Annotated in this window: 25 protein-coding genes; 7 read left to right on the plus strand and 18 right to left on the minus strand. The window is 58.8% G+C overall.

Annotated elements, in window-relative coordinates; translation table 11 throughout:
• The first annotated feature begins 305 nt into the window (after positions 1–305).
• Positions 306–1,325 carry a hypothetical protein gene (locus H8K11_18480; protein MCS6265734.1) on the plus strand — a complete coding sequence of 340 codons (1,020 nt, stop codon included), beginning with the start codon at positions 306–308 and terminating at the stop codon, positions 1,323–1,325.
• A gap of 20 nt (positions 1,326–1,345) precedes the next feature.
• On the opposite strand, the gene H8K11_18485 is transcribed toward H8K11_18480, so the two are convergent.
• Positions 1,346–1,765, minus strand: coding sequence for a DUF3574 domain-containing protein (locus H8K11_18485; GenBank protein MCS6265735.1), 420 nt, complete (start codon positions 1,763–1,765; stop codon positions 1,346–1,348).
• Positions 1,766–1,784: 19 nt separating this feature from the next.
• Positions 1,785–2,078 (minus strand): hypothetical protein, encoded by a 294-nt coding sequence (locus H8K11_18490; GenBank protein MCS6265736.1) that lies wholly within the window; start codon positions 2,076–2,078, stop codon positions 1,785–1,787.
• A gap of 306 nt (positions 2,079–2,384) precedes the next feature.
• Here H8K11_18490 and H8K11_18495 point away from each other — a divergent pair, with 306 nt between their 5' ends.
• Positions 2,385–3,680 carry a DEAD/DEAH box helicase gene (locus H8K11_18495; GenBank protein MCS6265737.1) on the plus strand — a complete coding sequence of 432 codons (1,296 nt, stop codon included), beginning with the start codon at positions 2,385–2,387 and terminating at the stop codon, positions 3,678–3,680.
• 29 nt (positions 3,681–3,709) lie between these two features.
• Entirely contained in the window at positions 3,710–4,057 is a 348-nt protein-coding gene (locus H8K11_18500) for a hypothetical protein (protein ID MCS6265738.1), read from the plus strand.
• Positions 4,058–4,338: 281 nt separating this feature from the next.
• Here the strand turns inward: H8K11_18500 and H8K11_18505 are convergent, their stop codons facing one another.
• The 4 genes from H8K11_18505 to H8K11_18520 all read right to left on the minus strand — a co-directional run bounded on the left by H8K11_18505 (position 4,339) and on the right by H8K11_18520 (position 8,843).
• Entirely contained in the window at positions 4,339–4,620 is a 282-nt protein-coding gene (locus H8K11_18505; protein ID MCS6265739.1) for a hypothetical protein, read from the minus strand.
• Between the two features lie 352 nt (positions 4,621–4,972).
• Complete coding sequence (locus tag H8K11_18510; protein MCS6265740.1) at positions 4,973–6,526, minus strand: sigma 54-interacting transcriptional regulator; 1,554 nt, start codon at positions 6,524–6,526, stop codon at positions 4,973–4,975.
• Positions 6,527–6,532: 6 nt separating this feature from the next.
• Positions 6,533–8,236: an alginate export family protein gene (locus H8K11_18515; GenBank protein ID MCS6265741.1), complete on the minus strand. Its 1,704-nt coding sequence runs from the start codon at positions 8,234–8,236 to the stop codon at positions 6,533–6,535.
• 115 nt (positions 8,237–8,351) lie between these two features.
• Entirely contained in the window at positions 8,352–8,843 is a 492-nt protein-coding gene (locus H8K11_18520; protein MCS6265742.1) for a hypothetical protein, read from the minus strand.
• A gap of 388 nt (positions 8,844–9,231) precedes the next feature.
• On the opposite strand from H8K11_18520, the gene H8K11_18525 reads away from it, so the two are divergent.
• On the plus strand, positions 9,232–9,957 hold the full coding sequence (locus tag H8K11_18525) for a sterol desaturase family protein (GenBank protein MCS6265743.1): 726 nt from the start codon (positions 9,232–9,234) through the stop codon (positions 9,955–9,957).
• Between the two features lie 136 nt (positions 9,958–10,093).
• Positions 10,094–11,188, plus strand: coding sequence for a glycosyltransferase family 2 protein (locus H8K11_18530; GenBank protein ID MCS6265744.1), 1,095 nt, complete (start codon positions 10,094–10,096; stop codon positions 11,186–11,188).
• Here the strand turns inward: H8K11_18530 and H8K11_18535 are convergent.
• Complete coding sequence (locus H8K11_18535; protein ID MCS6265745.1) at positions 11,175–12,692, minus strand: hypothetical protein; 1,518 nt, start codon at positions 12,690–12,692, stop codon at positions 11,175–11,177. The two genes, H8K11_18530 and H8K11_18535, sit on opposite strands and share 14 nt — an antisense overlap.
• A gap of 195 nt (positions 12,693–12,887) precedes the next feature.
• Positions 12,888–14,138 carry a DUF3393 domain-containing protein gene (locus tag H8K11_18540; GenBank protein MCS6265746.1) on the minus strand — a complete coding sequence of 417 codons (1,251 nt, stop codon included), beginning with the start codon at positions 14,136–14,138 and terminating at the stop codon, positions 12,888–12,890.
• Positions 14,139–14,340: 202 nt separating this feature from the next.
• Here H8K11_18540 and H8K11_18545 point away from each other — a divergent pair, with 202 nt between their 5' ends.
• Entirely contained in the window at positions 14,341–14,988 is a 648-nt protein-coding gene (locus H8K11_18545; protein MCS6265747.1) for an ABC transporter substrate-binding protein, read from the plus strand.
• A gap of 111 nt (positions 14,989–15,099) precedes the next feature.
• Here the strand turns inward: H8K11_18545 and H8K11_18550 are convergent, their stop codons facing one another.
• The 8 genes from H8K11_18550 to H8K11_18585 all read right to left on the minus strand — a co-directional run bounded on the left by H8K11_18550 (position 15,100) and on the right by H8K11_18585 (position 23,144).
• Positions 15,100–15,681 (minus strand): response regulator transcription factor, encoded by a 582-nt coding sequence (locus H8K11_18550; GenBank protein MCS6265748.1) that lies wholly within the window; start codon positions 15,679–15,681, stop codon positions 15,100–15,102.
• Between the two features lie 226 nt (positions 15,682–15,907).
• A complete protein-coding gene (locus H8K11_18555; protein ID MCS6265749.1) occupies positions 15,908–16,198 on the minus strand; it encodes a hypothetical protein in 291 nt (96 codons plus the stop codon).
• Between the two features lie 169 nt (positions 16,199–16,367).
• A complete protein-coding gene (locus H8K11_18560; GenBank protein ID MCS6265750.1) occupies positions 16,368–16,682 on the minus strand; it encodes a DUF2934 domain-containing protein in 315 nt (104 codons plus the stop codon).
• A 50-nt stretch (positions 16,683–16,732) separates the two neighbouring features.
• The gene (locus H8K11_18565) at positions 16,733–17,164 is read right to left on the minus strand and encodes a hypothetical protein (protein ID MCS6265751.1); all 432 of its coding nucleotides are present in this window, start codon (positions 17,162–17,164) and stop codon (positions 16,733–16,735) included.
• A gap of 575 nt (positions 17,165–17,739) precedes the next feature.
• Positions 17,740–18,384, minus strand: a complete 645-nt coding sequence (locus H8K11_18570) for a response regulator transcription factor (GenBank protein ID MCS6265752.1) — start codon at positions 18,382–18,384, stop codon at positions 17,740–17,742.
• Between the two features lie 76 nt (positions 18,385–18,460).
• Positions 18,461–21,073 (minus strand): PAS domain S-box protein, encoded by a 2,613-nt coding sequence (locus H8K11_18575; protein MCS6265753.1) that lies wholly within the window; start codon positions 21,071–21,073, stop codon positions 18,461–18,463.
• Entirely contained in the window at positions 21,070–21,531 is a 462-nt protein-coding gene (locus tag H8K11_18580; protein ID MCS6265754.1) for a response regulator, read from the minus strand. Before H8K11_18580 ends, H8K11_18575 begins: the two co-directional genes overlap by 4 nt.
• A 23-nt stretch (positions 21,532–21,554) precedes the next feature.
• Positions 21,555–23,144 carry a GHKL domain-containing protein gene (locus H8K11_18585; GenBank protein ID MCS6265755.1) on the minus strand — a complete coding sequence of 530 codons (1,590 nt, stop codon included), beginning with the start codon at positions 23,142–23,144 and terminating at the stop codon, positions 21,555–21,557.
• A gap of 382 nt (positions 23,145–23,526) precedes the next feature.
• On the opposite strand from H8K11_18585, the gene arfB reads away from it, so the two are divergent.
• The gene (gene arfB, locus H8K11_18590) at positions 23,527–23,943 is read left to right on the plus strand and encodes an aminoacyl-tRNA hydrolase (GenBank protein MCS6265756.1); all 417 of its coding nucleotides are present in this window, start codon (positions 23,527–23,529) and stop codon (positions 23,941–23,943) included.
• A gap of 80 nt (positions 23,944–24,023) precedes the next feature.
• On the opposite strand, the gene H8K11_18595 is transcribed toward arfB, so the two are convergent.
• Both H8K11_18595 and H8K11_18600 read right to left on the minus strand, forming a co-directional pair.
• Complete coding sequence (locus H8K11_18595; protein MCS6265757.1) at positions 24,024–24,347, minus strand: RNA-binding protein; 324 nt, start codon at positions 24,345–24,347, stop codon at positions 24,024–24,026.
• A 363-nt stretch (positions 24,348–24,710) separates the two neighbouring features.
• On the minus strand, positions 24,711–25,580 hold the full coding sequence (locus tag H8K11_18600; protein MCS6265758.1) for a fatty acid desaturase: 870 nt from the start codon (positions 25,578–25,580) through the stop codon (positions 24,711–24,713).
• Positions 25,581–25,792 lie beyond the last annotated feature (212 nt).

Raw genomic sequence — 25,792 nt, forward strand, 5'->3', positions numbered from 1 at the left:
TTGTGTCCTGCATATCATCACATTGGCTCCCCGTTCCGGACTCGGCAATTTCTCCTGCATGCCGGCCGCTTGACCTGCGCGCAGCGAGCTACCTACTATACGCCACTGTCCGTCTGTTTTCCGAGTCAGCATGGCTGCAAAGTGGCTGCTGTAAACGATTTACAGGATATGCGTTGAACCGTGAGTGTTCGTTTTGACCCGTTCTTGAACAGGAATATTCCAGGGAGTGTGATCCGATGAGAATCGTCGATATACGCTCGCACGTGTTCGGCTATAGCGTGATGCTTCTTGTAAGCATGTCAACGATGGCATGGGCCGAGGAGCCGCCGCTGCCTCTGTCCGGTGAAGGTCAGGCGAGAGGGGTCGTGATTGGGATCGTCGGAATCCCGGTGAGGATTGTTTCTCCTGCCACCACCTCGAGCGGAGTTTTGAGCGTCGGTGACGTCATCTCTGCGGGGGAGGAGTTGCGGGTTGGAACAGGAGAGCAAGTGACCCTGCTGTGGGATCGTCGTGCAGTGCTGACGTTGAGTGAAGGCGCGCGGTTGAACGTTCAGGAATTGCACCGTGGACAAACGGAACTCGTGCTGCATCAGGGTAAGGTCAGGATCGCATTGTCCTACAACGCGGGGAGAATGACCGATACTCTGACGCTCCGGACACCGCTGGCGCGTGCGGTCAGCCGTGGCGGCATTGTGGAAGCCACGGTAGTGGGGGAAGAGCGACAGTCACTTTTGGCGCGGCTGGTCACCGCGCCTTCAGGCGATACGTTGCGGGTGTTGGAGGGGCAGGCTCGTGTTGAGCCATTGACCGGAGACCGCAAGGCGTTTCCCCTTAAGGCAGGGAGGGAGGTCTCATTGAGAACGGGGATGGTCGGTTCTCTCTCCGAGTTCCAAGAAAGCTCCCACATTCTTCAGCCTCTTGCCGTCAGGGAGGAACATCGAGTCCTTCCAAGTCCTCTCACGCGGCAAATCGTCGGAACCCAGGTCGGGCACGCACTTGAGTTGGAGCAAGAGATTCTGCAAGCTTCTTCCGTCGGAGGGGAGAAAGAGCTTCGCGGTCCCTCGAGCAATGGGACTATTCTCGCAACCAGTATCGGGCTTCCGGTGGTTCCGCTCAGTCAAGCGTCCAGCCCTGCTTCTGTAACGGGAACATCCACCGGTGTGCCGGCCGCCTTACCTCCGCCGGCAGTGCCTCCCGTTCAAAGCGCCGGTGTCGGGAGTTTAGGGCCTGCGCAATCAGGAGGTTTGAACAGCCGTAACCTGCTTCGGGAAATCTTGACCGAAGTTGGAAGGGGCGGAAGGGGCCATGGCAAGAAAGATCGGTAGGAACGTGCAGCGAGCACGAGTTACCCTTTGAATGAGAGACAGGCCGGAGAGCGAACTCGCATGACTGCATCTTGCTGAAAGGTCTGCTGGTAGATGATCATGATGCGTCGGATCGCGGCTTCTTTGGCCATATTCTGTTCGTGAGTTAGTTGCAGAATGCGTGAGGCTTCGTATTCGATCGCGCCGGTACTCTTTTGCCACTGACCGGACGCCTGCCATGAGGTGAGGCCTTCCGGAAATGCTGGTGTGACAATGTCCTTGACGAAGGCCGCCCATTCCTCGGGACTGACAACTCCGCCGGGTTTGGCCGTCCCGAAATACAGCGACTCAAGCACCGCAGGATGCTCGCCCGGTAGACAGGCCGGTGCCTGCGCAGAGAGGCAGCCACCGGTCTGTATCAGCGCGGACAGTAGAAGCAGGATAGGGATCAACCGTCTCATCTCAGCATCCTGCTGCGCGTCAGCGCGACTTCTTATCCTTGCTCGTGTTCTGCGCGGGAGGCTTGGGTGGAGACGGTTCTTTTTCGCCGCCTGTCACTTGCTTGAATGTTTTGCCGATAGCCGGCCCGATTTTCGGGATCTCCTCCTCAATATTTTTCGCGGCACTTTTCAACCCTCGCCCGATTTCGTCGAGCGTTAACCCCTGATTGGATCCGGCCTTGCCGGTGCCGGACGATTCTGATGCGGCATTCGCCGTCAGAGCCGGCCCGTCACTCCACAGAAACAGAAAGAGAAGGATGACTATTATTCGCATCGTGGACCTCGCTTGCTAGAGTCCAGTATAGGCTATCCGGGCGCTGGGGCAAACCCTTGCCGGCAGGCCGACGGGCCGGCGGGAGTGGGCCGGAACACGCGGACTAGTTGACCGGTAGGGGCACCATGCGGTACAGTGAGAGTCTACTGCAGCATTGTATCGGTCCACCAATGCTGTACCTCCTCAACGTGGACCGCGCGATCGCATCGCGACCAGGTCCAGTTTGGAGCTGACTCCTTCCGGATTCACCCTCCCCTCGGTTCTCTGATCCCGTCTTAATGCGATCCACAACGAAAGGATAGCTGCGTGCAGACGACTGCGTTTACGAGTTTTGACTCCCTTGGTGTGTCTCCTACCCTGTTGCGAAATCTGACCAAGGCTGGTTTTGCGGAACCGACGGCCATCCAGGCTCAGGCCATTCCCCATGCGTTGGCCGGCCGCGATGTGTTGGGATGCGCGCAGACCGGAACGGGAAAGACCGCGGCCTTTGTGATTCCGATGTTGGAGCGTCTCAGCGGGACCCCGAAAGGGCAGCCTCGCGCGCTCATTTTGGCGCCGACACGCGAGTTGGCGATACAGATTCAAGCGACGATCGATACGTTGGGTCGCGATCTACAACTATTTGCTACGACGGTGGTGGGTGGCGCCGATATGCAGGCGCAGGTGAGAGGGCTGCGGCAGCGTCCGGACATCATTGTCGCGACTCCGGGGCGGCTGCTCGATCATATGTGGAACGGCACGATCAGCCTGCTTGCCATGTCCATTCTGGTCCTTGACGAGGCCGATCGGATGTTGGATATGGGATTTGCCCAGCAGATCAACCAGATTCTGGATGCCATGCCGGAAGAGCGGCAGACGTTGCTGTTTTCCGCGACGATGCCGAACGATCTCGCCCGATTGGCGCAGGCCAGCGTGAAAGACCCGGTGCGGGTCATGGTGACCAAGTCGGCGACGACAGCCGACGGCGTGACTCAAGCCGTGCACCATACCACGCACGATCGTAAGAACGGGTTACTAATGTCGTTGCTCCAGTCCGAGTCCGATACCGTGCTGGTATTTGCCAGGACCAAACATCGTGCGGATCGATTGGGCAATCTGCTCGATTCGGCCGGTCACCGCGTCGCGGTGCTCCATGGCGGAAGGACCCTGCCGCAACGTCGAGCCGCGTTGGAAGGGTTCCGGCGAGGCACCTATCGAGTGTTGGTGGCCACGGATATTGCCGCGCGTGGCATTGATGTGGCAAATATCGCCCACGTCATTAACTACGATGTGCCGAATTGTCCCGAGGACTATGTGCACCGGATCGGACGGACGGCCCGAATGAGAACGACCGGTCGCGCGACGACATTTGTGACGTCCGAGGACCAGGAGCAATTGCGGGCGATCGAGCGTTTACTTGGGCAGGCGGTGCCGCGCGCTGAGGGGAGCCCTGCCTCGATGAGCGCCTCGCCACGACCGGATGGCCATGCACCACGGAGCGAGCCGGAGCGTCGACGCCGACGCGGCGGATCTTCTCAAGTGTGGAGTCAGAGCGCCGACGGAGGTTCCCGGGAAGCCAATGGGGGCATCAAGAACGGAAGTGATCTTGGGCCAAAGTCTTAACTTTTCCGCGCATACGTAGCAAGGGAGGAATGAAGGTGAGCGATCAGAATCAAGATGCGCCTCGGGCCGCCAGCCAGTGGGTCAGAATTCCTGATGGAACGATGGTACAGCATCGGTTGGATGGGCAAAAGGGGCATATCGACGGGTTGACTGAAATCGTGAACGGCCCGAGTCGAAATCCCGATGGTCGGACTCAGTATCGGATTAACGTAGGAAAGGGAGATCGAGTGTTGATTGCCGAGGAAGACCTCTTGATCCTGACGGATGCCGAGGGGCTAGTCAGAATGGCCAAGGAGAAGGGGGAGTATCGCTCGTTGGTCAGCAAGCAACTCCGCGGCGTGTTCGGTGAAGACCGCTTTGTAATTAAGGCATCCTAAGCCGGCTGAGTGTTCCGGGAGTACCCAGGAGCCCCTGTTCAGTACAGGGGTTCCTGGGGGCCCCACTGCAACCCTTCCAGGTCAGGATCATCTCCCCCCGAAGTCACCGGGCGCTCTGGTTTTTCGGCTTTGCGCTGGACCCGACGGGCTTCTTTTTCACGCTGCTTCACTTGCTTCGCTTTTTCTCGATCGCGTTTTGCGATGGTGGTTTTTCCTGCTCGTGCGATGGTTCCCTCCTTCTATTCGTCTTCCCTGATCGGTGATCGAATAGGCCTGTCTGGTTACGATCCGGACGGTCGACGAGTGGTGCGAGTGGCACCGGTACGGGCATGGGCACGCGCAGGGCGTGCCTGGGTCTGTTCTGATCGGGCACGGGTCTCCGCCCCAAACCCTGAACTGGCCAGGTTCGTGACCGCACGACGGATTTCATCCATCGGCGTCTCCGGCGAGTCCACAGAGGGATCGACGAGTCCGAGCTGTGTCCAACGGATCCTGAGCTTCGGGACGGTGCGCTTTTTCTTGTGATTGGGTTTGTTGCCGCGCCAGACGGACGTAATTTTCATCGTACACTCCTTTCGGCGAACAACAGGATGGCGATGTCCAGGCCATCAAACTGGTTGCAGTGGGTCAGGCATGCGAATCGGACCACTGCGTTGCCCATTTCCTTGTCCGCTGAATGGGGGAAATGGGCCGTAGGAGGAGCGTAGTTAAGGAAGCGATCGCGCCGTGATAGGGGGCGGAAACGCGAAGCGTGGGATTTCGCTCGAGGCTCGTACGGTTCAGCAATTTATCATGCTTTCCATAGTCCGGTCAAATGAGCTGAATGGTGGATGCATGACCTGCGTTGGCTGAAATACCGTATCGAGTGAAATCCGGGCCGGCAGATTTCACCGTCAATCCTGCAATCTCTAGGGGTTAGGGGAGAGCCGTAGCTTCAGGCGATGGGGTAGCCGGTCGCCGGAGCCCAAGCTTTCTCAGGCGGCTCCGCAGCGTTTCAGGGTTGAGTCCCAGTAGATGCGCGGCCCCTTGCTCGCCATAGATTCGCCATTTCGTCCGTTCCAGCACCTCGATGATGTGGTGACGCTCAAGATCCCCCAAGCTCGCTGGTTGGCTGCTGGAGGGGCTGTGAACGGCCTGCACCACCGGCAGCAACATCTCGTCGACGGTGACTTGGGAGGAGCCGGAAAGAATAACGGCGCGCTCGATCACATTTTGAAGTTCACGCACGTTGCCGGGCCAGTTGTAGGTGAGGAGCCGCGCCATCGATTGTGGATCAAAGGCGAGATGTGCCCGCTTGAGCTTGCTCCCGATCTGCGCCAGGAAATGCTGCGCAAGCAGTGGAATGTCTTCCCGCCGATCCCGTAAGGGCGGCAGGGCGATGGGGAAAATATGTAGGCGGTAGAACAGGTCCGCGCGAAACGTTCCCTGCCGAACGGCGGCCTGAAGGTCGGCGTTGGTGGCTGCGACCAATCGAACGTCGACGGCGACTGGTTGGGTTCCTCCGATACGGTCGACCATGCCGTCTTGCAACACTCGGAGCAACTTCGCTTGCGTTTCCAACGGCATTTCACCGATCTCATCCAAAAACAGGGTGCCGGTGTGGGCCAGTTCAAATCGCCCGGCTCTTCGGAGCTGCGCGCCGGTGAATGCGCCCCGCTCGTGGCCGAACAACTCACTTTCAATGAGTCCTGACGGCAGGGCCGCACAGTTGACGCGAATAAAGGGCTTGTGGCTGCGGAGGCTCAAATCGTGAAGAGCCTGAGCCAGGACTTCTTTGCCGGTGCCGGTTTCCCCGAGAAGGAGCACCGTCGTGTCTGTCGGAGCGACAGCCTTCAGAAGATCGACGACCTTTCTGAAGGACAAAGAGGTGCCCACGACCAGGCGCAGATTGCGGCTCGCTTTGACCTCTTCAGCGAGATACTCATTTTCTCGGCGCAAGCGGTCACTCAGCTGCTGGATTTGCTCGTATGCCAATACGTGGTCGATCGCGTATGCGATCTGGGTGGCGACTTGCTGGAGGAATTTGCAATCGTCCTGATCGAGATGTCCGGTCTGAACGCTCCCGATGTTCAACGTGCCGAGACAATGTTCCCGGACGAGCAAGGGCAGATTGATCATTCGGCCCAAACCTTCCTGCACGTAATACCGATCCTCCAGAAAGATTTGTTCTTTCTGGAGATCCTCCCTGATATGCAGGCGACGGTTGTCGTGGACCCAACCGACTGCGCTGCCCGTGCGTGGAATCACGCTATCGTGCGCCAGGGCCGGAGTCGCCATGTTGGTGATGACGGCATAAAAGCGAAAGGAATCGGTCTGTGATTCGTAGAGCGTAATCCCGGCCCTATCCCAAGGGATCACTTTTCGAATTTGATCGGCGATGACGCGCCAGAGACTGTCGATGTCCCGTTGCGAATTCAGGGCGTTGGTCACTTCCAGCAGCGTTTCAAAATTCAGTGTGGCGCGTTGCATAGTCGTCTAAAAATTCGTCCAGAGTTGCACAATGCCCCAATCCTGGTCCGCGGTAGTGCCGAGCTGGTGCGTGATGTAAGGACCCGAAAAGAAGTGGCCGTAGACGACCGACAGCGAGACCGTCCCGTCCGCAAACATATGGCTCCATGCGATGTCGAGTTCATCACCGATGTGAGTCGTCCGGTTGTCGGACCCGGAGAAAATCAGCGGCCCCTGTGATCCACGGTACCAATTGTCGCGGGCGCTTGCCAAGTACTTGCGCAGCGCCCAGAGTTCGATATGGTCCCGAGCGGTCGGTCGAGCCTGGACATTCACCTGCGGCTGGACGCTATTGCGCCAGGCGCCGTTGAGCATGTAGCCGACGTGCAGAAAGTTGGTCGGGAAAAAATTCTCGAATGTGTTGGCATTGCCGCCGCAACTGCGTGCCAGGTTTCCGCCGGGGGTCACACAATTGCTGTCGCCGTCTCCGGAGGCGTAGTCGAATCCGACGGCGACCCGTGGCTTCCAGCGATGGGTGTACCAGGTATAGCCGATCCACGTCCCGGAAGCCCAGGCATTGATCCTCAGATTGCGTTGATTGTCGAAATCGAATCCGTCCGCACTGCGGCCGAATTGGTAGGCCGCTTCATGAGTGAAGTCCCAGTTGCCGTCTCGAAATTCAAGGCGGAGGCCGACCATATGCCGTAACTGAGAGGCCGATTTGGGTAAGTATTGGCCGGGATTGGCCCGTTCAGGAAGGCGGTTCGAGTACAGGACATAGTAGGGCTCGACGATCATGCGAGGGATGTTGCGGAGTTGACTGTAGAGCACCACAAGATCCACGTCGCTGCCCGCGTCGGTCGCATGTTGCGTGAGGGCCGGATTGCAGGTGGCCGAAGAGTTGGACTCCGGGCTGCACGTCAACAGGTTTGGCGCAAGGCTTCCACCCGGGCTGGCCTGCCCCACGTCCGTTTCGGAATTTCGAAACCAGCCTAGTTTCGTATCGAAGGCGGCGGTCGCATAGCTCAACATGATGCCATCGTGCGAATAGCCGGTATTGGCCCAGTCGAAATGGCCGAAGAGTCGTTGGTTGCCGAAGACGACATACTGCCGGCCGATCTTGGCGCTGAACCCATCGATACCGGCGAGGTTCCTGACCAGCACATAGCCGGCGCGAATGCCCAAACGGCATTGTCCAGCGAGCTGGATCCCACAGTTATGCGTGCTCGCGTCACCCCCTTGATTCCTTCCGGTGGGGTCCCCATTTCCCCCCCATGTGGCGGAGTCTTGTAGCTCGACATAAAAATTTACATTGGGGGAAGGATCATAGCCCAGGCCAATGCGTGCCCACTGCTGGATGAAGAAATCGCCGGCAGGATGACCGCTATGAGCTCCGGTGCCGGACCCGAATTGATCGAGACTGTTGCAGGCGCCGGCGATCGGGGGGCCGCCTCCAAAGCAGACGCCATGGCGCCATTCAGGTCTCACGCGGAGGTCTGCGCGCATCCAGACATGCTGGAGATCGAAGGACGACCCGAAAGGCGACGACACCGCTCCATCCGGTTCGAATCGAAGGCGCACGGGCGATGACGACAAGCCTGGTGAGGCAGGCCCATATCCGGCGCGTTCGCTTTCTGCCCACACCGGGGACAAGACAAGGGTTGCGCCTGTGCTCTCAAGCAGGAGGACACATACCAGCAGGACGGTTCGCGTGAGCGTGGATCGTAACATCGAAGATCATGGAGCATCGGAGTCCTCCATTCACTGGTGCGGGGCGGCGGGCCAACGGCCTCGGGCGGATGGCCGGCCCGCCGCAGATTCCACAGTTCGATGAAGCCAATGGGGCTTAGAAAGCCATTGATGCTCGTTCTTCCATGTCCCGCATAAAGTCTTCGTGTTTCTTCACTTCATCGGCCCCCTTTGCCCGGATATGGCGATCGCGTGCGTGGTATTCATCCGGGGTGACGCGATAGCAGAAGTCCCACAAGGCGTCGGCGCTGTGCGCATCGATGCCCCCGACCCTGGCTTCCAGCATGACCATGAGTTGGTTCACGCCGTCGTAGGTGGCTCGCCGGTTTCCCGTGCGGTACAGTTCGCGCACTTTGCGCATCTGCTCCACATAGGCCTCAAAGTTGCCCGGGAGCAGGCTTTTCTCAGCGAGTGTTTGGTAGGTCACAACCTGGCCCAGCAGCTCTTCCGCCCAAGAGGAAGACTTTTGACCGGTGCTCCAGGTCACCGGCTCAATGTTGTCGGCGGCCGCCTGGGTGGGTGCGGGGCCGAGTAAGGCCCAGCTGAAAGCCAGCACGATGGCGGAATAGGTTGTGGTGTGTCGTTTCATGTTGCCCTCCTCCTTGAGGTCTACCCGGCAGAAAGCGCCGGGGGATGGTGGTGTATGGTCAGCGAGATCATGGATTGCTCTTGGTAGAGCAATAGCCGTGCCCTTACGGGCGAATGGGGCGAAGATTGCCAACTCATTGAATTCGTGAGAAAAGGTAATGCAGGCGCATGGCGTGATGTGGGGTGCACCGTTTCTATTCACGGTGGCGGCGTGAAATAAAACGGTGCTGATCGTGGCCCGAGGCGTCGAAACGGGCAAGATACCCGTCGATCGGCATGCGGCAGGTCGCCGTCGAGAGCGGAGATGCGGAAAGTTACAAAGGGTTTCGCAACCGCTGAGGCTTTCGGTAGGGTAAGCCAAATGAGGCTTGAGAAGCGAACGGAGGCCTATGGATAAGGCGCTGTATCCCTATCTGCTGTTCTGGAGTATCGGCCTGCTGTGTGTTTTCGCAGAGTGGCGATTTCCTGCGCGTCCGATCGCCTACCGGTCTGTATTCTGGCGGGATCTGATCGCGTTAGGTTTGTACAATGTCTCGTTCCTTGCCGTGGTACAGGCGACGGATCGGATTCCGATCCCGAACTATATGCCTGCGGCTCTGTACAGTCTGCCCACGGTCGTGAAGTTGGCCCTTTTCTATATCGCCGAAGATTTCGGGCTCTATTGGGTGCATCGGCTCATGCATACCAAGCCGGTGTGGCGCATCCACCGGTGGCACCATTCCCCCACCTCCCTGTACTGGCTTGCTGGAATCCGTGCCACCATCCCACATATCGCTCTGTTCAACCTGACGTATATCGTTGCCCTTCCGTTGCTGCATGAGGCTTCGGCATGGGCATTTCAGGTGATCATGGTAGAGCACATTGTGCGGAACAATTGGATGCATCTGAATGTCACTTGGAGATCGTCCTGGCTGGAATGGGTGTTTGTGACCCCGCGCTACCATCAGATCCATCACAGCACTGATCCCGCTCATCAACGGGCCAATCTAGGCGCGTTGCTCACGATTTGGGACCGGCTGTTCGGAACCTATTACAATCCGGACGATGTCAAAGGTGAATTGTCGTTTGGCCTGGTCGAACGGGTCCCGCCGGTGAGACTGGTTATCGGATTGTAAGCGTACCATTGTGTCGAACGCGCGTCGCTGTCATCTTTGAGCTGGTTCTTGGTCTGATAGACAAAGTCTGGCGCCGACTAGGGTCGGGGCCGGCAGGTATCTCTGATGCTTTGCGCAAGCCATTGAGAGGGGAGTAGTGCAAGGACCTGTCCTTTCCATCATCGTTCCGACATTTAACGAACGGGACAATATCCCCCGGCTAGTGGAGGCCCTGGACGTCGGCCTGATTGGGGTCGAGTGGGAACTTATCGTTGTCGATGACGACTCTCCGGATCAGACTGCCGCAGTCGTGCGCGCGCAGGCCTGTGCTAACCATCGGGTACGTTGTCTCCATCGGATCGGACGCCGAGGGTTGTCCTCAGCTTGTATTGAAGGGATGTTGTCGAGTTCCGCACCGGTCGTGGCCGTGATGGACGGTGACCTTCAGCACGACGAGCGATTGCTTCCCGACATGCTCAAGGCCGTATTGCAGGATGGGTACGACATCGTGATCGGGAGCCGGTACATGGCGGGTGGCAGCATCGGCGAGTGGGACGGCATGCGGGCCTTCACCAGTCGGTGGGCTACGCGATTGAGTCGCCCACTGGTGCCTGCCGGATTGACGGACCCGATGAGCGGATTTTTTGCCATGCGCAGAGAGGTGTTCGACCGGGTGGTCAGACGGACGTCCGGGATGGGTTTTAAACTCCTGCTGGATGTGTTGGCCTCGTCACCGCGGCCGTTGCGGTTCCTAGAACTACCGTATGAATTCAGGTTGAGACAAGCCGGGGAAAGCAAGCTCGATAGTCAGGTGGCGTGGGATTACGTCATGCTGCTGCTTGATAAGTCCATCGGCCGGTTTGTGCCTGTGCGCCTGGTGACATTTTGCCTCGTGGGGGGCTCCGGCGTCCTGATCCACTTCAGTGTGCTGTGGGTGTTGTATCGCTGGTTGGCGATGCCCTTTGCCTGGGGCCAGGGTGTTGCCACCTTGCTCGCGATGACGAGTAATTTCATCTTGAACAACGTGATTACCTATCGGGACCAGCGGCTACGAGGGTGGCAGTGGTTGCGAGGGTGGGTATCGTTTGTTCTGGCGTGTAGTCTTGGCGCTGTCGGAAATGTGGGGGTCGCGTCCTATCTGTTCACTCAGCAATTTCATTGGGGATTGTCCGCCCTGGCAGGCATTCTTGTGGGGACGGTATGGAATTATGCCGTCACCTCGTCCTACACCTGGAACGTCAAGGCCCGGTGAGCAATCGGGACTGCCCTGCCGGCTGTGTGCTAGGGCCTCTTCCGGTACGATAAAACTGGAACTCGTCTCCTGAGCCGAACGGAACAAAGTCGGGAGGAGGAGGAGGGCGCAGGCGTTGGGTGCGTCGGACGACCACGTAGTCATACTGGGTGCGGAGCTGGTCCCAGGGAATCGGCGCCGCGCGAAAGAGGAATTCCTCTACTGTCAGCAGTCCATGGACTGCCGGCGTGAGTCGCACCGGTTGTTGGCCCGGTGCGGCGAAGAGATTCGAAACGAAGACCGACCGCCGGATGACTCCCCAGCAGGACAGGTTGACCATGGGCATGGGCTCGGGGATCTGGCCTTCTCTCGGAGACCAGTTGTCATAGGAGGCCATTTTGATGGCCGACAGTAGGCGCGCTCCTTCCGGCAGCTGATCAAGGGTCTGTCTGAACTGTCGGTAGTGGTGTGCCGTGTTCTGCCAGTGCTCGGTGATGTAGCCCATCCTCACCGCGAATACCGTGCTCAGGGCCAGTGCCACCGGAAGAAGCCATCCTCGGCTGGTTTCGCGCCAATCCGAACTCGCCACGGTGAGTAAGACGAAGACGATCGGCATTCGTATATCGACCACCGCGGTCGTGCCGATCGTATTGGGCATCGCCATGGCGGCCAGCGCGGTTGCGCCGAGGGGGAGAAACATCGGCGGCAGGATCGAGCAACGTCGCCGCACCAGCCCGATGCCGACCAGCCCGACCAGCATGAGGACGGTGATGCGATCCAAGATCCGGTGCTCGGTTCGGATGGTCCCCTTCAGGGCTTCGAGTTTTGTTGCGGGAGGAAGAAAAGTGATGAGCGGGGGCGGGGGAGACCCTCTGAGCCACAAGGGATAGTCTTCGGGGGCTACTTTGAAGGTCGGGGTCAGTGTCAGGAGGATGAGTGGAATGATGAGTGCCGGAGCGGCCTTCCAGCGGGCGGCGCCGGCGGGTTGAACGGCCTCGTGTCGCAGACGCCACCAGAGAGAGAGCTCATAGGTCGAGACGATCAGGGCGAAGCTGCCGAATGCGAAGAGATGGGCGAACAACAAAATCGCGGCAATAAGCGAAAACAACGGCATGACCAGGAGTGCGGAACGACTGCGGAGCCTGACCCACAGGGCGCAGGCGAACAGAGCCAGTCCGAGCCCAAAGAGATAGTTGAGGAAGCCCCACAGGAAGACGCTGTTATAGAGAAAGAAAAATGCCAGGAGCGGCCAGGGCGACCAGCGTCTATGCAGGGCAGCGTGCAGCGCCATTGTGCCACCCGCCAGCAGAGCGAATGTGAGCGCGATGAACACCTTGCCTGCCTGTTCAGTCGACATGATTCGGGTGAGCGGCGGCACCACCAGGTCCATCGAAAGGTTGGGAAGCAGGTCCCAGTGGATGTCATAGTATTGGCGAAGCCAGGGTGAATGCCCGCCATCGGCGAGGATGTGCATGCGGGCCAGGTGATTGGGATAGTCTACGAGCGGCGGGATCTCAACTGTCATCAACGGGACCAGCGCGATGCACAGTAGAGCGAAGGCGGCGCCGAGGATGCCGAATGCAGTGCTCTTGTCAGGTGATGAGTTCGCGGTGGTCCTCCTTGAAAAACCCGTTGCCTGACTTGTTGTAACCAAGCGGGCGCCGGAAGGCAAGAATCCAACCATCACTGGTTTGGGAGGATTGTCGGAACCGATGCGTGGTTATTTGGCGGCAGTCTCGCCGAGACTCACAAATTGCTTTCGAAACCCGACGACCTTCGCGAGATAGTCGCGGGTCTCCTGATAGGGGAGTCCGGTACGGAGGCGGTCATAGAGTGCGGCCGGTTGCAATCCGTTGATCTGCTGCAACGCGTTCCGTTGGTCCTTGGAAAATGTCTTGAACACGTTGCCGGCGCCGGTGTTATAGGCTGAGATCACGCAGTATTCACGCGAGACCAGGTCGGTGACATCGTCCAATTGGGCGTACGTCAGCACGTTAAGATAGGCCGTGCCCAATTCGATGTTGTTGTCCGGATCGAAGAGGTAGTCGCGCGAGGGCGCCTTGTCCTCACCTTTTGCTTTGCGGTACGCATCCCGTCCTCCGCTGGTGGGGACCAATTGCATCAATCCGTACGCCGGCGCAGAACTGACGGCAAAGGGATTGAAGTTACTCTCGGTGCGGATAATGGCAAAGACAAGGCTGGGACTGATCTGGTAGCGCTCCGCAAACTGTCCGACGACTGCGCGGTATTTCTCCGCCTGTTTATGCGAGAAATTCGTGACCATCGAGATGTTGACCATGTGAGCGGTTTTCGGTCCCTCTTCTTGCTCGACCTTCCGGGTGGTCGTGCTCTTGGAGAGGAGTGTGTCGGCGAACTGCTCCGCCTCCGCAGGGGTGCGCACGGGCTTGCCGGACTGGTCCAACACGAGGCCCAGGAGATACGGTTCCTTCTCGCTGGTCAGGGTGATTTCTTTATCCGTAAATAGATCGACGCTCCGAGGATCGTTGGGAGTGAGGAGGGTGGTGACGACGGCATTCTTCAGGCTGGCCCGCGGATCTTTCTCGTCAAGCGTCTCGATCAGGATATTGCCCGCATCGAAATCCACGATGGCGCGACTGCGGTAATTCTGCGTGTATTTCACATATTTCTTCTGCTCGGGCAGTTTCACTTCCTTGGTGCCCCACTTTTTCCCGACTTCTCCGGTCAACGCCGCCATGAGCGCTTGGAAGTCCCGCTGGATCGAGCGAAGGTCCCGCAACAGGGCTTGGGGGTCCCGTCCATAATTCTCGACGCGCCGCCTGGCGATTTCAGCCGGATCCTTGCCGCCGACGATATCCAGGACGGTTCTTCCTGTGCTGCTGCCGACAGCCCGTTCGGCGGCGCCGAGCATTTTGTCGGTTGTTTCGCAGCCCGAAAAGAGGGCAGGGATGGAGAGACTCAGCAGCAGGAGGGGCATTCGTCGAAGAGGCATGGCGCGAGTATACCGAAGGTGCCACAGAGAGGAAAATAAAATCTCTCAATGGCGCGCCACTACCGTTCGGCGCAATAGCCGGCTCCTTCAGTATCTGATCTTTTGGCGGTTGAAACACAGGTATATCCACGCGCTTGACGCTCGGTTTTGACGGCCGGTACCATAAACGATTATTGGCAGAAGTTATTGGAAGGCAGAACGTATGAACCAGAGATTTATCGGCCTGAGCCATCCTTGTCCCTCGATTTCGAGGTCCGTCCGGGGCTTGATACTGTGTCTGCTCGCTGTGATGTTGGTGGTATCCAGCCATGCCGCCTCTTCGTGGGCAGAACAGACGCCGACGGAGGTCGTCGAGCGCACGATGAAGGACATGTTGTATATCCTGACGGAGTTGAAAGATGCGAGCCGCTCTGCGCAGCGTCAGTGGGAAATTGAGCAGGTGGTTCGGCGGGTCTTCAACTATGAAGAAATGGCCGGACGGTCGCTGGGCGAGACCGGGATCAAGTCGAATGCCGCAGAGCGACGGCAGTTTGTGCGGCTCTTTGTGCAGGTGTTACGCGACGATCTGGCGGATCATCTGCGAGATTATTCTGCGGCCCAAGTGGTCTTTCTCGCTGAAGGAACCGGTGCAGACGGGGCACAGGTCATGATTGCGCCTGCCGGCGAGGAAGTCGACACACGGATCGAATTTGAAGTAGTTCGGCGATCCGGAGCTTGGCTTGTTAATGATATCAGCATCGACGGCGCCAGCATCATGGCGAAGTATCAGGCGCAGTTTACGCGTATCCTTCGCGAGGGCTCTTTTTCCGATCTCATGGAATACCTCACACAGAAGGCAGTCATTGCCTAAACGCTCGACATCGTGATGCCTGCGCCGTCAGCCCTTTCCTTCGGCTTGTAGCCGGTTCATATCATTCGGATGTTCCACAATTGCCTTCCTCATGGCGCGGCTCGCTGGTTTTTAAGTGGCCGCCGACGGAGGGAGCGTTCCGACGCTCTCGGACGGACTGCTCCGAACCCCCACAACGTGTGCGCGAGTGGTTGTCCCGTTCGCGTGGAGTTTGACCAGGCCGTATTTGTGTGCTCGAATCAAGAGTTGCTGGCGGCTGTGCACATCGAGTTTGCCGAAAATGCTGGTGAGGTGATGGCGCACGGTCGTGCTGCAAATGTTGAGGCGGCAGGCGATGTCTTTATTGGACAGGCCCTCTCCGATCAAGGCGATGATGTCATGCTCACGTTTTGTGAGGTCCTCGGACCAATCCGGCGGAATTGGCATCGGGTCCTCGAGGCCGCTGGTTGAGCCGCTTCTCTCCCACGCGCTTGTGTCGCAAGGAAGACAGCGCGCCGCGATCGCCGGACGCCGACAGAGATATTCGATGACGGCAAGCAGCACGACTCCCGGCTGGGTGGTCAACACCATGCCGTCTATTCCGGACGACAAGGCGTCCAGCCCGCCGCGGCTGTCTTCAATTCCATGCAGGGCGATGATTCGTATGGTCGAAAGCGACGCCTTCACCTTTCGAACCAGCCCGAGGATGTCCATGCCGGGCTCCAGTTCAATGATGAGCAGATGTGGCTTTATCTTGCGAGACGAGGCTCATCGCCTGCAGCGTGTTCGCGGCTTCTCCGATCAGTCTGAGGTGCTCGTGGGGTGCGATGACGGCTTGCAGTCCAAGCCGGAGGAGCTGATTCCGGCTGACGATCGCGATGGTAATGAGGGCAGAGCCCGATCCTCGTTCGTGGGTCAATCAGTCCTCGAATCCGTAGCCTTAGCGCGGTGAGAGTGCGGACTGGGTCACCGCCTGCCGCCGGCAATACTCGTAACAACTGGACAGGACGAGGTCGCCTGAAGGGCGAACCGTGCCGCAGACCTGCCCCATGAGGAGTGCCCATTCGGCGACATGGGTCGCCAGTCGGACCGGTTTCAGGCCTTGGGTGCTGAACAGATTCAGCGCAACCGTCGACAGCACGACTTTGAGGTACGAGAGGGACGGCCCATAGCTGAAGACATATTCATGCTGCCCGGAGAACAACAGCTGCAGTCCTTCTCGTGCCCTCATCCCGCGATGCCCGCAGTGTCCGCAATGAAAGCATTCAAGCCCGGTGCGTGTGTCATAGCCTGCACGGTAATCAGGTGTCATGAGTCGGCCGCAGTTGGTAGTGGGGCAAAGCATCGCACTATTCTCCGTGCAGGATCTTCTTTGTGCAGTCTTTTCATCGTCCTACGCGCTACGCCTGGACAGAGGTCGGGCGGCGGTCAGAACCGTCTTGGCGCGCGCGCGTCGGTTCCGTGAGCGTCAATCGTTCGGCTTCCAGCCAGTCTTGACGGTCGTACCCGTCCTGCCGCCCTCGTTGTTGATAGAGCTCATAGGCCAGCTTCTCGATGCGCGTCCTGATTTCTTCGGTCGTCGGTTCACTGTCGGCCTGCTGCGGCGGGATCTCGGGACCCGACCGTTGTCGTGCCGGCGTCTCCATCTCCGTCGTGGATCGACTCGGTATCCGAACGCTGTCGTCGATTGACCGTAACCGTCGCTGTGCCATCATTGAACCTCCCTGTTGAGTCGGAGTAAGTGGTTCTTCTCAAGATGAGCGCATCACGTGAGAGATGCGGGTACGCATGGAATACCGAGCGTTGCTCGCAGCAGCTCCTCGACGCGATGGTGCACGGGTGGAGTCTGAGGACTTGCGTGCGCATCGATCGGCGGGGAGAGGGCACCGGGCTGGTTTCGCGTCGGTTCGGCGACGGTTAAGACCGGCGCCTGCGGACAGAGGATGTTGAGCGCCCGGAGGGTATCCGATTCAGCGGCCTCCCGTTCCTCCTCGCAAGAGTCTGAGCTCAGCAGGATGGCCTCCGGCTGGATCTCCACGAGGTCGGTGAGCATGGATTGAATGTCCCGGACGAGGACTGCATGGTACCCATTGGTGGCGAGGCAGTCCGCCAGTTTGAGTCCGAATTGCAGTTCAGGATCGACGATCATGACACGGGATCTTCCGGTCTGTTTGGTGCTGCTCATGGTCGCGCTCATGTGTCGGCCTCCTTCTTATTTCCCGTACGGATCGCCGGTGCCCTGTCGGGTGTCTGTGAGAGGCCTATCGGGATCGAAGCGGCGCAAGGCGTGCGTGCGGACCGACGTCAGAGAAACCAGATATTGGCAGCGAGCACGGGGTTGGAGAGAGATCGTTCCTTCCCGCGACAGGGCATCGACCGTCATGAATATCTGGTTCCAGGTACAGGTTGGGAGCCTAGAGGCCAGTGCATCCAACGTGCAGGGCCCCTGCCGTTCCAGTGCCCTGGTTATGAGAGTCCCTGTTGTATGGAGATCGGTACTCTCATTCCCCTCGGACCGGTCATCATCCGAGCTATAAGGAGGGACCAACCCAACCATGTTATTCGCTCCCCTCGTGCTGACGGTACGAACGGTCTCGCAACCGGATCGCCACGATAGGGTTATCTGTACCGGAAGCAGGGTCCGAGAAGCATAGCGTTTTACGCAATTTACGCGTCGCCGTTTTGCCGACCGCGTATGTCGACGTTCATGCTACGAAGGGAGCTTGTGGAGCGGGAACGAACGGGCCGCCATGACGACGGAGCGGAAGGATCTCACCTGATGAGCCGGTTGACGAGACGATTCTCTATCGCGTAATGCGTCAATTCGGTGTTGTTCTTCAGTTGCATTTTTTCGAGAATGCGCGCCCGATAGGTATTGATGGTGCTGACACCGACGCATAAATCATCCGCAATGTCCTTCAAGCTTTTTCCCACCGCGATTAAACACAGGACCTGGTACTCGCGATCAGACAACTGCTCGTGGAGCGGTTTTTCCCAATCACTCTCCAGATTCAGGGCCAGGAGTTCCGCCACTGCCGCACTGACGAATTTGCCGCCGCCAAGGATCTTCCGGAGGGCCTGCACCAATTCGTTCGGCGCACTGTCTTTCGACAGGTAACCGGCCGCGCCCGCTTTCAACATTCGTAACGCCAGCTGGTCTTCCGGATAGCCGCTCAGAACGAGGACGGGGAGTTTCGGCCGGGCCTGTTTGAGTTCTTTGAGCGCGTCGAGTCCGCTTTTTCCGGGCATGCCCACATCGAGAATCACAATATCCCAACTGTGTTTTCCCACCTGTGCGATCATCTCTTCCGCGTTCTGAGCGTCGCCGAGGACGGCCCCATGGAATTGTTCGCTGAGAATTTGTTTGACGCCCTGTCGGACGACGGCGTGATCATCCACAACGAGAATTCTTGTCACAACAGGATCCTCCTTCCGCTAGTGCGCCTGAGCGGCTGAACGCGCAGTGCTCCGTGCTCCATCCCGGCGCCGCCGACTACGGTTGATCAAGAGGAATCCGGACGCGCACTGCCGTGCCTGTCCCGGGACTCCCGGTGAAGATGGTCTCACCTCCCAGAAGCAGGGCTCGCTCACGCATCCCCACCAGGCCCAGGGAATGGGGGTCGGCCAATTCAGCATCGGTGACGCCGCGCCCGTTGTCTCGTACGTCAAGCACAAGGTTGCCGGCCTGCTCTTGGAGGGTGATATGGACGACGGAGGCCTGAGCATGGCGCGCCACATTCGTCAGGATTTCCTGAAAAATTCTGAACATGGCCGTCGAGCCGGCATGAGACAATGTGACCGCGCGCAGATAGACGTCGAGCGTGCATTGAATCCCTGTGCGTGCTTGAAATTCATGGGCCTGCCATTCGATGGCAGGGATGAGGCCGAGTTGATCGAGGACGACAGGGCGCAGCTCGGTGGCGATCCGTTGGACCGACTGGATCGTTCCATCGACCAGTGTGGAAATCGACTCCAGCTTTTTTCGCACCAGGGGAGAGACTTCGGCGATCTGATCGTGTAACAGGCAGAGTTCGAGTTTCACGCCCGTCAACGCCTGGCCCAATTCATCGTGGATCTCACGGGCGATCAGAATTCGCTCTTCTTCACGCACCGATTCGAGCCGCGCGGTCAGTTTTCTGAGTTGATCGTGCGAGAGGGTAAGCTGTTGCTCGGCCCGCTTGCGTTCGGTGATGTCCAGAAACACCACCACGGCTCCGGTGATCTGTTTGTCTTCGATGATCGGAAACGACGAGTACTCCACCGGAAATGCCGTCCCGTCCTTGCGCCAGTACACTTCATCGTGCACCTTGCACCCCTTGCCACCCTCGAGCGTCTCCTGGATCCGGCAGGTTGCTCGGGGGTATGTGGCGCCGTCCGGGAACGAATGATGGATGCGCTCATGCATATCCTGGCCGAGGAGTTCCTCGGGGAGAGAGCCCAGCAGGCGCGCCGCGGCCGAATTGATGAACGTGCAGCGGCCTTGGCGATCGATGCCATAGATCCCTTCCCCGGTGGACTCCAGCAGCAGCAAGCGATCCTTGGCGAGCTGTTGTCGAGCTTCTTCGGCTCGCTTTCGATCCGTTATATCGGTCGCGATGCCGCAGAGGGCGTAACAACGATTCTGGGAATTGCGCAGGGGAAACTTGACGACGATGCTGGTGTGAAGGCCGTCGTCGTGGAGTGCCGATTCCTCGAATCTCATGGGCGCTCCGGTCTCCAGGACCTTGCGGTCATTGCCACGAAATACGGCGGCTTGCTCCGGAGGGAAGACTTCCTCGTCGGTTTTGCCGACGAGATCCTCGTGGGACAGATGAGAAATGATTTCAAACTGACGGTTCGCCTGGAGATAGCGACCGGCCAGGTCTTTGATGAAAATCAGGGCCGGGCTATTGTCCATGATCGCCCGAAATCGTTCTTCGCTATCTCGCAGTGCCGTCTCGGCCTGCCTGCGGTCCGTGATGTCACGGGCTACCGCTTGGAACCCGACTACCTTGCCCTCTTCCAAAAGAACTTGCACATTCTGGCCGATCCACACTTCGCTCCCGTCCTTGGCGAGGGCGAGAAATTCGTAATAGGTGCTTGATTGTTTACGGAGGAACTGCCGGCCGTAAAATCGTTCGGCCGCCGGCTGATGATCGGGATGAATCAGTTCGATGAACCGACGCCCCAACAGTTCCGGTTCCGTATATTTCATAATGCGCATGGCGACCGGGTTCACAAAGGTGAACCGGCCCGATGCATCCGTTCTATAGATGATGTCGTTGGCTTTGGTGACCAGCAGTCGATATCGTGCTTGGCTGTCCCGGAGCGCTTCATCGGTTCGCTTTGCAGCGGTGATGTCTCGAAAGACGGCAACCCCTCCGCTGAGATGCCCGGTGTCATCCAGCAAGGGCCTGGCCGTAACACTGAGCCAGGCCTCGTCCGGCCAATGCGGCCGGCGAAAAAAGATCAGGGCATCGGTCACGGACTCTCCACGGATCGCTTTTGCCAGCGGGAGGTCATCGGTCGGGAACGGTGTGACCCTGTCCGGTAAGAATAGCGCGTAATGCTTGGACCATTCTTCGATTCCTATGTCGGCAGGACCGCTTCCGATGATACGTTCAGCGGCCTGGTTCCACACTTGGAACGTTCCCCTTTCGTCGGCCATCACCACGCCTTCGGCCATGTTGTCCAGCACGGACTGGAGAAAGCGCGTTTTCTGCCGCAGTTCTTCTTCCAGCCGCTTGCGCTCGACGGCATATTTCAGGGCGCGTGCCAGGAGCGGGGCGGTCGTTTGCCCTTTCACGAGATAATCCTGGGCTCCCGCCTGGATGAGCTGCAATCCCAACTCTTCATCTTCGAAGCCGGTCATCAGCACGATCGGAATCCCTTGCGCCGCCGCGTGCATCCTGACGAGCGTTTCAGCCCCTTGGCTGTCCGGCAACGAGAGATCCAGAAGAATAATGTCGAACGCGGCCTGGGTCAGGCATCGGATACCGGCATCGAGCCGGTCGACATGCGTGAGGGTGAGCCGGCCGGCGCCGGTTTCCGTCAGGAGTTCCTTCAGAAGACGAGCATCACCGGCATTGTCTTCAACCAGCAGGATATGGGCCGGACCGGTGCTCATCTGGTTCCGTTTTGGGGTGGAACGGGTAACACGACGATCCCGAGCCAGAAATCTTCAATGGACCGCACCACCCGAATGAACTGATCCAGGTCCACCGGCTTCGTGATGTAGCAATTGGCGTGAAGGTTGTAACTCTTCAGCACATCCTGCTCGTCCTCTGAGGTCGTCAGCACGACCACCGGAATGCGTTTCAGCGGCTCCTCGGCCTTGATTTGAGCCAGCACTTCCCGACCGTCTTTTCGAGGCAGATTCAAGTCGAGCAGGATCAGGTGGGGGCGAGTCGCGTGGGCGTAGGGACCCTGTCGGCGCAGATAGGTCAAGGCTTCCTCACCGTCCTTCAGCACGGTCAGATGGTTCACGACTTTGGCTTCCTTCAGTGCTTCCATCGTCAGCCGAACATCGCCCGGATTATCCTCGACCAGCAGAATCTCGATGGGCTTCACCATCTCAGGTACCATACAACTCCTGCTCCTTCCTTCCGTCAGCGATTCGGGGTGTGCGCCCAGGTGCCCGGTTCCTCATCGCGCATGGTGAAATAAAACGTCGCTCCCTTGCCGAGTTCGGATTCCACCCAGATGCGTCCGCCGTGGCGTTCGACGATCTTCTTACAAATGGCCAGGCCGATACCGGTCCCCGGATATTCTGCTCTTGTGTGGAGCCTCTGGAAAATGACAAAAATCCGATCCCCGTACTGTGGGTCCATTCCGATGCCGTGATCGCGAACGGAAAACAACCATTGCCCGTCGGTCTGCTTCGCGGAAATGTGTATGCGCGGCGGTTGCGCCCCGCTGAATTTGATCGCATTGCTCAGCAGATTCTGGAACAACTGTGCCAATTGCCTTTCATCGCCCATCACCGCCGGCAACGGGTCATGAGTGATGACGGCCTGGCTTTCCTTGGCCGCGTTCACCAAATTGCCCAGTGCAGAGTTGAGCGCCGTCTCCATGGCCGTCGGTTCGAATTGTCGGCCCGTCGTGTTCACTCGCGAATAGGCCAGGAGGTCCTGAATGAGCCGTTGCATGCGGTTGGCGCCGTCCACGGCAAAGGCGATAAATTCATCCGCATCCGCATCGAGTTTTCCCTGGTAGCGCCTCGCAATGAGTTGTGTATAGCTGCTGACCATCCGGAGTGGCTCCTGCAAGTCATGCGAAGCCACATAGGCGAATTGTTGGAGATCGGCATTCGAGCGGCCCAGCTCCGCCACGGACTCCTCCAACTTTTGCCGCGCCTCGACCAGCTCATTCCGCTCGCGGCCCAGTTCCCACGAGACCCAGATGCCGTAGCCGGTGAGGGGGAGGATGACCAGCAATCCAATCCCTCCCACCATCCAGATCAGTCGATCGATCGGGGCATAGACCTGAAGACGGTCCAGCCGGAACAAGACGAGCCAGTCGAATCCGGGAAAGTCGGCATACCCTCTGGTCCAGGCATAGCCGGTGACGACGGGGTGTCCAGCACGGCGATGGGTTTCTTGCACGAAACCGGGGTGCTCTCGATCAGCAACGGCTTGGGCTTGCGACGGTACATCTATCTTCACCGGACTGCCGTTGAGATTCGAGGGGCGATTTTTTTCGCTGAGGATCGTCCCCTCTCGGTCCAACAGTAACCAGTCGTAAGCCAGCGGTCCGTATCGCAGCCTGCCTTCCTGCTCGAAAATCGACTGAAGATTTTCGAACGGCACCCGTGTGGCCACCACCCCGAGAAATGTTCCTTTTGGCCCATAGATCGGCGCCGTGAATCCGATGGCCATCTTTCTGTGCGATGTTGGGGAGGGCCGCATGTCTTCGAAGTGAACCTTCCCGGTCTTGCGTACCACGTCGAACGACTCGGGGTTGAGACCTTGCGTGCCCTGCACTGGCAGCCCGTCGGTGGAGGCCGTGAGTTGTCCGTTCTTATCGGCGACTCCCAGCCAGGAGTAATATTGATAGAGTTGTTTGTAGGCCAGGAGCCGGGCGGTCTTTTCAGCCGGGGTGCCGTCCCGGAGTAGGCCGTCGTTTGCGAAGAGTTGGATGTCGCCGAACCGTTCGAACATGACGCGGTCGAGGGTATCCGCGACCGCGGCGGCGTTCATGGCCAATTCTCGTCCTCGTTCTGAGACCAGCACCCCTCGCAAGAACGACAACGCATAGAGTCCCAGTGCCGTCGCGATGACAAAACAAAGGAGAAGGACCAGCGGGAGGCCCCTTTGGGTCGATCTGCTTCTGTCTGATACCAAGCCAGCCTTGGAGGGCGCGTTGTTCAGCGCAGGTTCCATCGCACTCTTGTGTCAGGGGTTTAAAGGGAAAGACCTTAGTATCATACCCTGTTCACGGATACAGTTCCATCCGGCAGATAGGGGCGTGTGACCGGGTGAATGTTCGACCGCGAACAAGGTGTGGTGTGCTCACGTGATTGACTCCCGCCTTGTCTCCCGAGTACGTTCTATTCGTTGGCGGGCGCAGGATCTCACCGCTATGTTGTCCATTTCCACGCACGTGACCATCCCGGACGAGGAGATCGAATTGACCGCTGTGCGGGCGCAAGGCGCCGGCGGGCAGCATGTCAATAAGGTGTCCTCCGCGATCCATCTGCGATTTGACATTCTCGCGTCCTCCCTTCCGCCGTTCTACAAGGAGCGGTTGCTGGCCTTGCGGGACCATCGAATCTCGCGTGACGGCACTATTATTATTAAGGCGCAGGATTCACGGAGTCAGGAGCGCAACCGCGCGTTGGCGTTGGATCGTCTACAGGAATTAATTCGGTCAGTGGCGGTGGTGCGTCCGCCGCGTCGTCCGACGAAGCCGACGAAGGGGTCGACCCAAAGACGGCTCGATAGTAAGACCAAGAGAGCGCGGCTGAAATCGTTGCGGGGAAAGCCGGACGAGCAGTAGTCCCACCCGGCGCAGGATAAAAAAGAAGGGGCGCCTCAGCTGAAGCGCCCCTCCGGAGACGAGATGAATCCCGTCACTACTTAGAAGCGGCTGCGTCCGCCGCGGTTTTCACCGCCGCCGAACCGTCCACCCCCGCCGCCGCCACCGGAGCGAGCTTCTTGCGGCTTCGCTTCATTGACGGTGAGCTGCCGGCCATCCATGTCCGAGCCGTTCAACGCCGTGATGGCTGCCTTCGCTTCTTCCGCAGTGGACATTTCCACGAAGCCGAAGCCGCGCGATTGTCCGGTGAACTTGTCGGTGATCACGCGCGCCGATTCAACGGTGCCGTGCGCGGAAAACAAGTTGCTCAGTTGCGATTCAGTGGCAGCATACGGTAATCCGCCGACATACAATTTGTTACCCATAGGGGTCTCTCCTTTTGAATAGTGACATTGTCGGCGACACGAGAACGAATCAATGAGGGGAATGAGAGGGCCGAAGACGCGGTGCTTGAGGCGGCTTGGGTCTGACTTCCGATCAACTTCTCGGTAACAAACAATATCGGTGATGAGCCATCCGGAACCATGATTCTCATGCGGCTCGTTATGAGATCACGATGCATCCTAACAGATGAATAGGGGGATTGCTACACGATTCACTGACAGGGGGAAAATAATTTGTGTCGGTAAGATGCAGTCAATTGCCGAATACGGGGAATGTACGCTTACGGCCGGACCTCCGTGGTGGCGATCCGGTCGTTCCCCGGCGGCGGCACGGAGGGCTGCGTTTCAGTGACCGGAAGAGGCCGTCCGTAGGGAGGAGGCGAGTCCCAACTTCCATAAGGTGTAGATCAACCACTTTGACGGGTCGAAGTTGTACCACAGCGGCCCGTTGCGATAGTCGCTCGGATAGGTGTGATGATAGTTGTGGTAGCCCTCGCCGAAGGTCAGCAGTGAGACAAACCAGGAGTTGCGACTGGAGTCGGCCGTCCCGTAGGGCTGCTCGCCCCACAGATGACAGACGGAGTTGATGCAGAAGGTGGAGTTCAGCACGGCGAAGGTGCGTCCGACGCCGGCCAGCATGAACCCACCGATTCCGCCCCTCCAGCCGTTATGCAGGAAGCCGACGACAAAGGGGAGCGCCAGGCCGACGAGGACGATCACCGCATAGTGGCGGTGTTGCCACATCGCGACCCGGTCCTGCATGACGCGGGAGCCGAATCGTTCATCGTTGCACGGCACCGGATCGAGTAGCCAGCCGCAGTGGCTGTACCAGAATCCCCGTTTGGCGTTGTAAGGATCGGCCGGATCGTCGCAGTGCGCATGGTGTCGCAAATGGTCAGCTGTCCATTTTGCGCCGGAGTTCTGGAGCGCCCACCCCCCCGCCACCAAGAGACAGCCCTTCACCCAGTCGGGACATTCGAAACTGCGATGGGTCAGCAACCGGTGGTAGCCCACAGTGATCCCCAGTCCGGTGATCACATAGAGGATGACGAACATCGTCCAATCCAGCCAGGAGTACCCATAGATCAGCCCGTAGCCCGGGACTGCGATCACAGACCCTGCGACGACTGACCAGAATAGGAGATAGGTCCAGAACTTATGGTGAACACGATGGACAATGTCGGTTGGAACCGAACTCGGGGCGATGTGTTGCATCCCGCTACAATAGTCAAGCGTGCGGGTTTTCGCAAGTGTCTGGTGGGCGCCGTAGGGTCGATGCGTCGCAGATGTGCTGCGGCCGCTCCGGCCTGGGGCCAGCGGTGGACGAGGGGGACCGTCAACCGTTTTCCTGCGGAGGCGTTGAGTCATTGTGTCAGTAACCGGCTCCGCACTCAGTCATCGTGGGGCGGAAGGAGCGTGGACCTCGT

This window comes from Nitrospira sp. (assembly GCA_024998565.1).
GTDB lineage: Bacteria > Nitrospirota > Nitrospiria > Nitrospirales > Nitrospiraceae > Nitrospira_A.

Bases quoted from the DNA above. Each gene is read 5' to 3' on its own strand.
- H8K11_18600 (MCS6265758.1), bottom strand. From the start codon at position 25,580: ATGCAACACATCGCCCCGAGTTCGGTTCCAACCGACATTGTCCATCGT.
- H8K11_18580 (MCS6265754.1), bottom strand. From the start codon at position 21,531: ATGGTACCTGAGATGGTGAAGCCCATCGAGATTCTGCTGGTCGAGGAT.
- H8K11_18555 (MCS6265749.1), bottom strand. From the start codon at position 16,198: ATGAGGGCACGAGAAGGACTGCAGCTGTTGTTCTCCGGGCAGCATGAA.
- H8K11_18480 (MCS6265734.1), top strand. From the start codon at position 306: ATGGCATGGGCCGAGGAGCCGCCGCTGCCTCTGTCCGGTGAAGGTCAG.
- H8K11_18535 (MCS6265745.1), bottom strand. From the start codon at position 12,692: ATGACAGTTGAGATCCCGCCGCTCGTAGACTATCCCAATCACCTGGCC.
- H8K11_18585 (MCS6265755.1), bottom strand. From the start codon at position 23,144: ATGAACGCCGCCGCGGTCGCGGATACCCTCGACCGCGTCATGTTCGAA.
- H8K11_18525 (MCS6265743.1), top strand. From the start codon at position 9,232: ATGGATAAGGCGCTGTATCCCTATCTGCTGTTCTGGAGTATCGGCCTG.
- H8K11_18545 (MCS6265747.1), top strand. From the start codon at position 14,341: ATGAACCAGAGATTTATCGGCCTGAGCCATCCTTGTCCCTCGATTTCG.
- H8K11_18540 (MCS6265746.1), bottom strand. From the start codon at position 14,138: ATGCCTCTTCGACGAATGCCCCTCCTGCTGCTGAGTCTCTCCATCCCT.
- H8K11_18485 (MCS6265735.1), bottom strand. From the start codon at position 1,765: ATGAGACGGTTGATCCCTATCCTGCTTCTACTGTCCGCGCTGATACAG.
- H8K11_18515 (MCS6265741.1), bottom strand. From the start codon at position 8,236: ATGTTACGATCCACGCTCACGCGAACCGTCCTGCTGGTATGTGTCCTC.
- H8K11_18560 (MCS6265750.1), bottom strand. From the start codon at position 16,682: ATGATGGCACAGCGACGGTTACGGTCAATCGACGACAGCGTTCGGATA.
- H8K11_18505 (MCS6265739.1), bottom strand. From the start codon at position 4,620: ATGAAAATTACGTCCGTCTGGCGCGGCAACAAACCCAATCACAAGAAA.
- H8K11_18510 (MCS6265740.1), bottom strand. From the start codon at position 6,526: ATGCAACGCGCCACACTGAATTTTGAAACGCTGCTGGAAGTGACCAAC.
- H8K11_18575 (MCS6265753.1), bottom strand. From the start codon at position 21,073: ATGAGCACCGGTCCGGCCCATATCCTGCTGGTTGAAGACAATGCCGGT.
- H8K11_18595 (MCS6265757.1), bottom strand. From the start codon at position 24,347: ATGGGTAACAAATTGTATGTCGGCGGATTACCGTATGCTGCCACTGAA.
- H8K11_18565 (MCS6265751.1), bottom strand. From the start codon at position 17,164: ATGAGCGCGACCATGAGCAGCACCAAACAGACCGGAAGATCCCGTGTC.
- H8K11_18490 (MCS6265736.1), bottom strand. From the start codon at position 2,078: ATGCGAATAATAGTCATCCTTCTCTTTCTGTTTCTGTGGAGTGACGGG.
- H8K11_18500 (MCS6265738.1), top strand. From the start codon at position 3,710: ATGAAGGTGAGCGATCAGAATCAAGATGCGCCTCGGGCCGCCAGCCAG.
- H8K11_18550 (MCS6265748.1), bottom strand. From the start codon at position 15,681: ATGGACATCCTCGGGCTGGTTCGAAAGGTGAAGGCGTCGCTTTCGACC.
- arfB (MCS6265756.1), top strand. From the start codon at position 23,527: ATGTTGTCCATTTCCACGCACGTGACCATCCCGGACGAGGAGATCGAA.
- H8K11_18520 (MCS6265742.1), bottom strand. From the start codon at position 8,843: ATGAAACGACACACCACAACCTATTCCGCCATCGTGCTGGCTTTCAGC.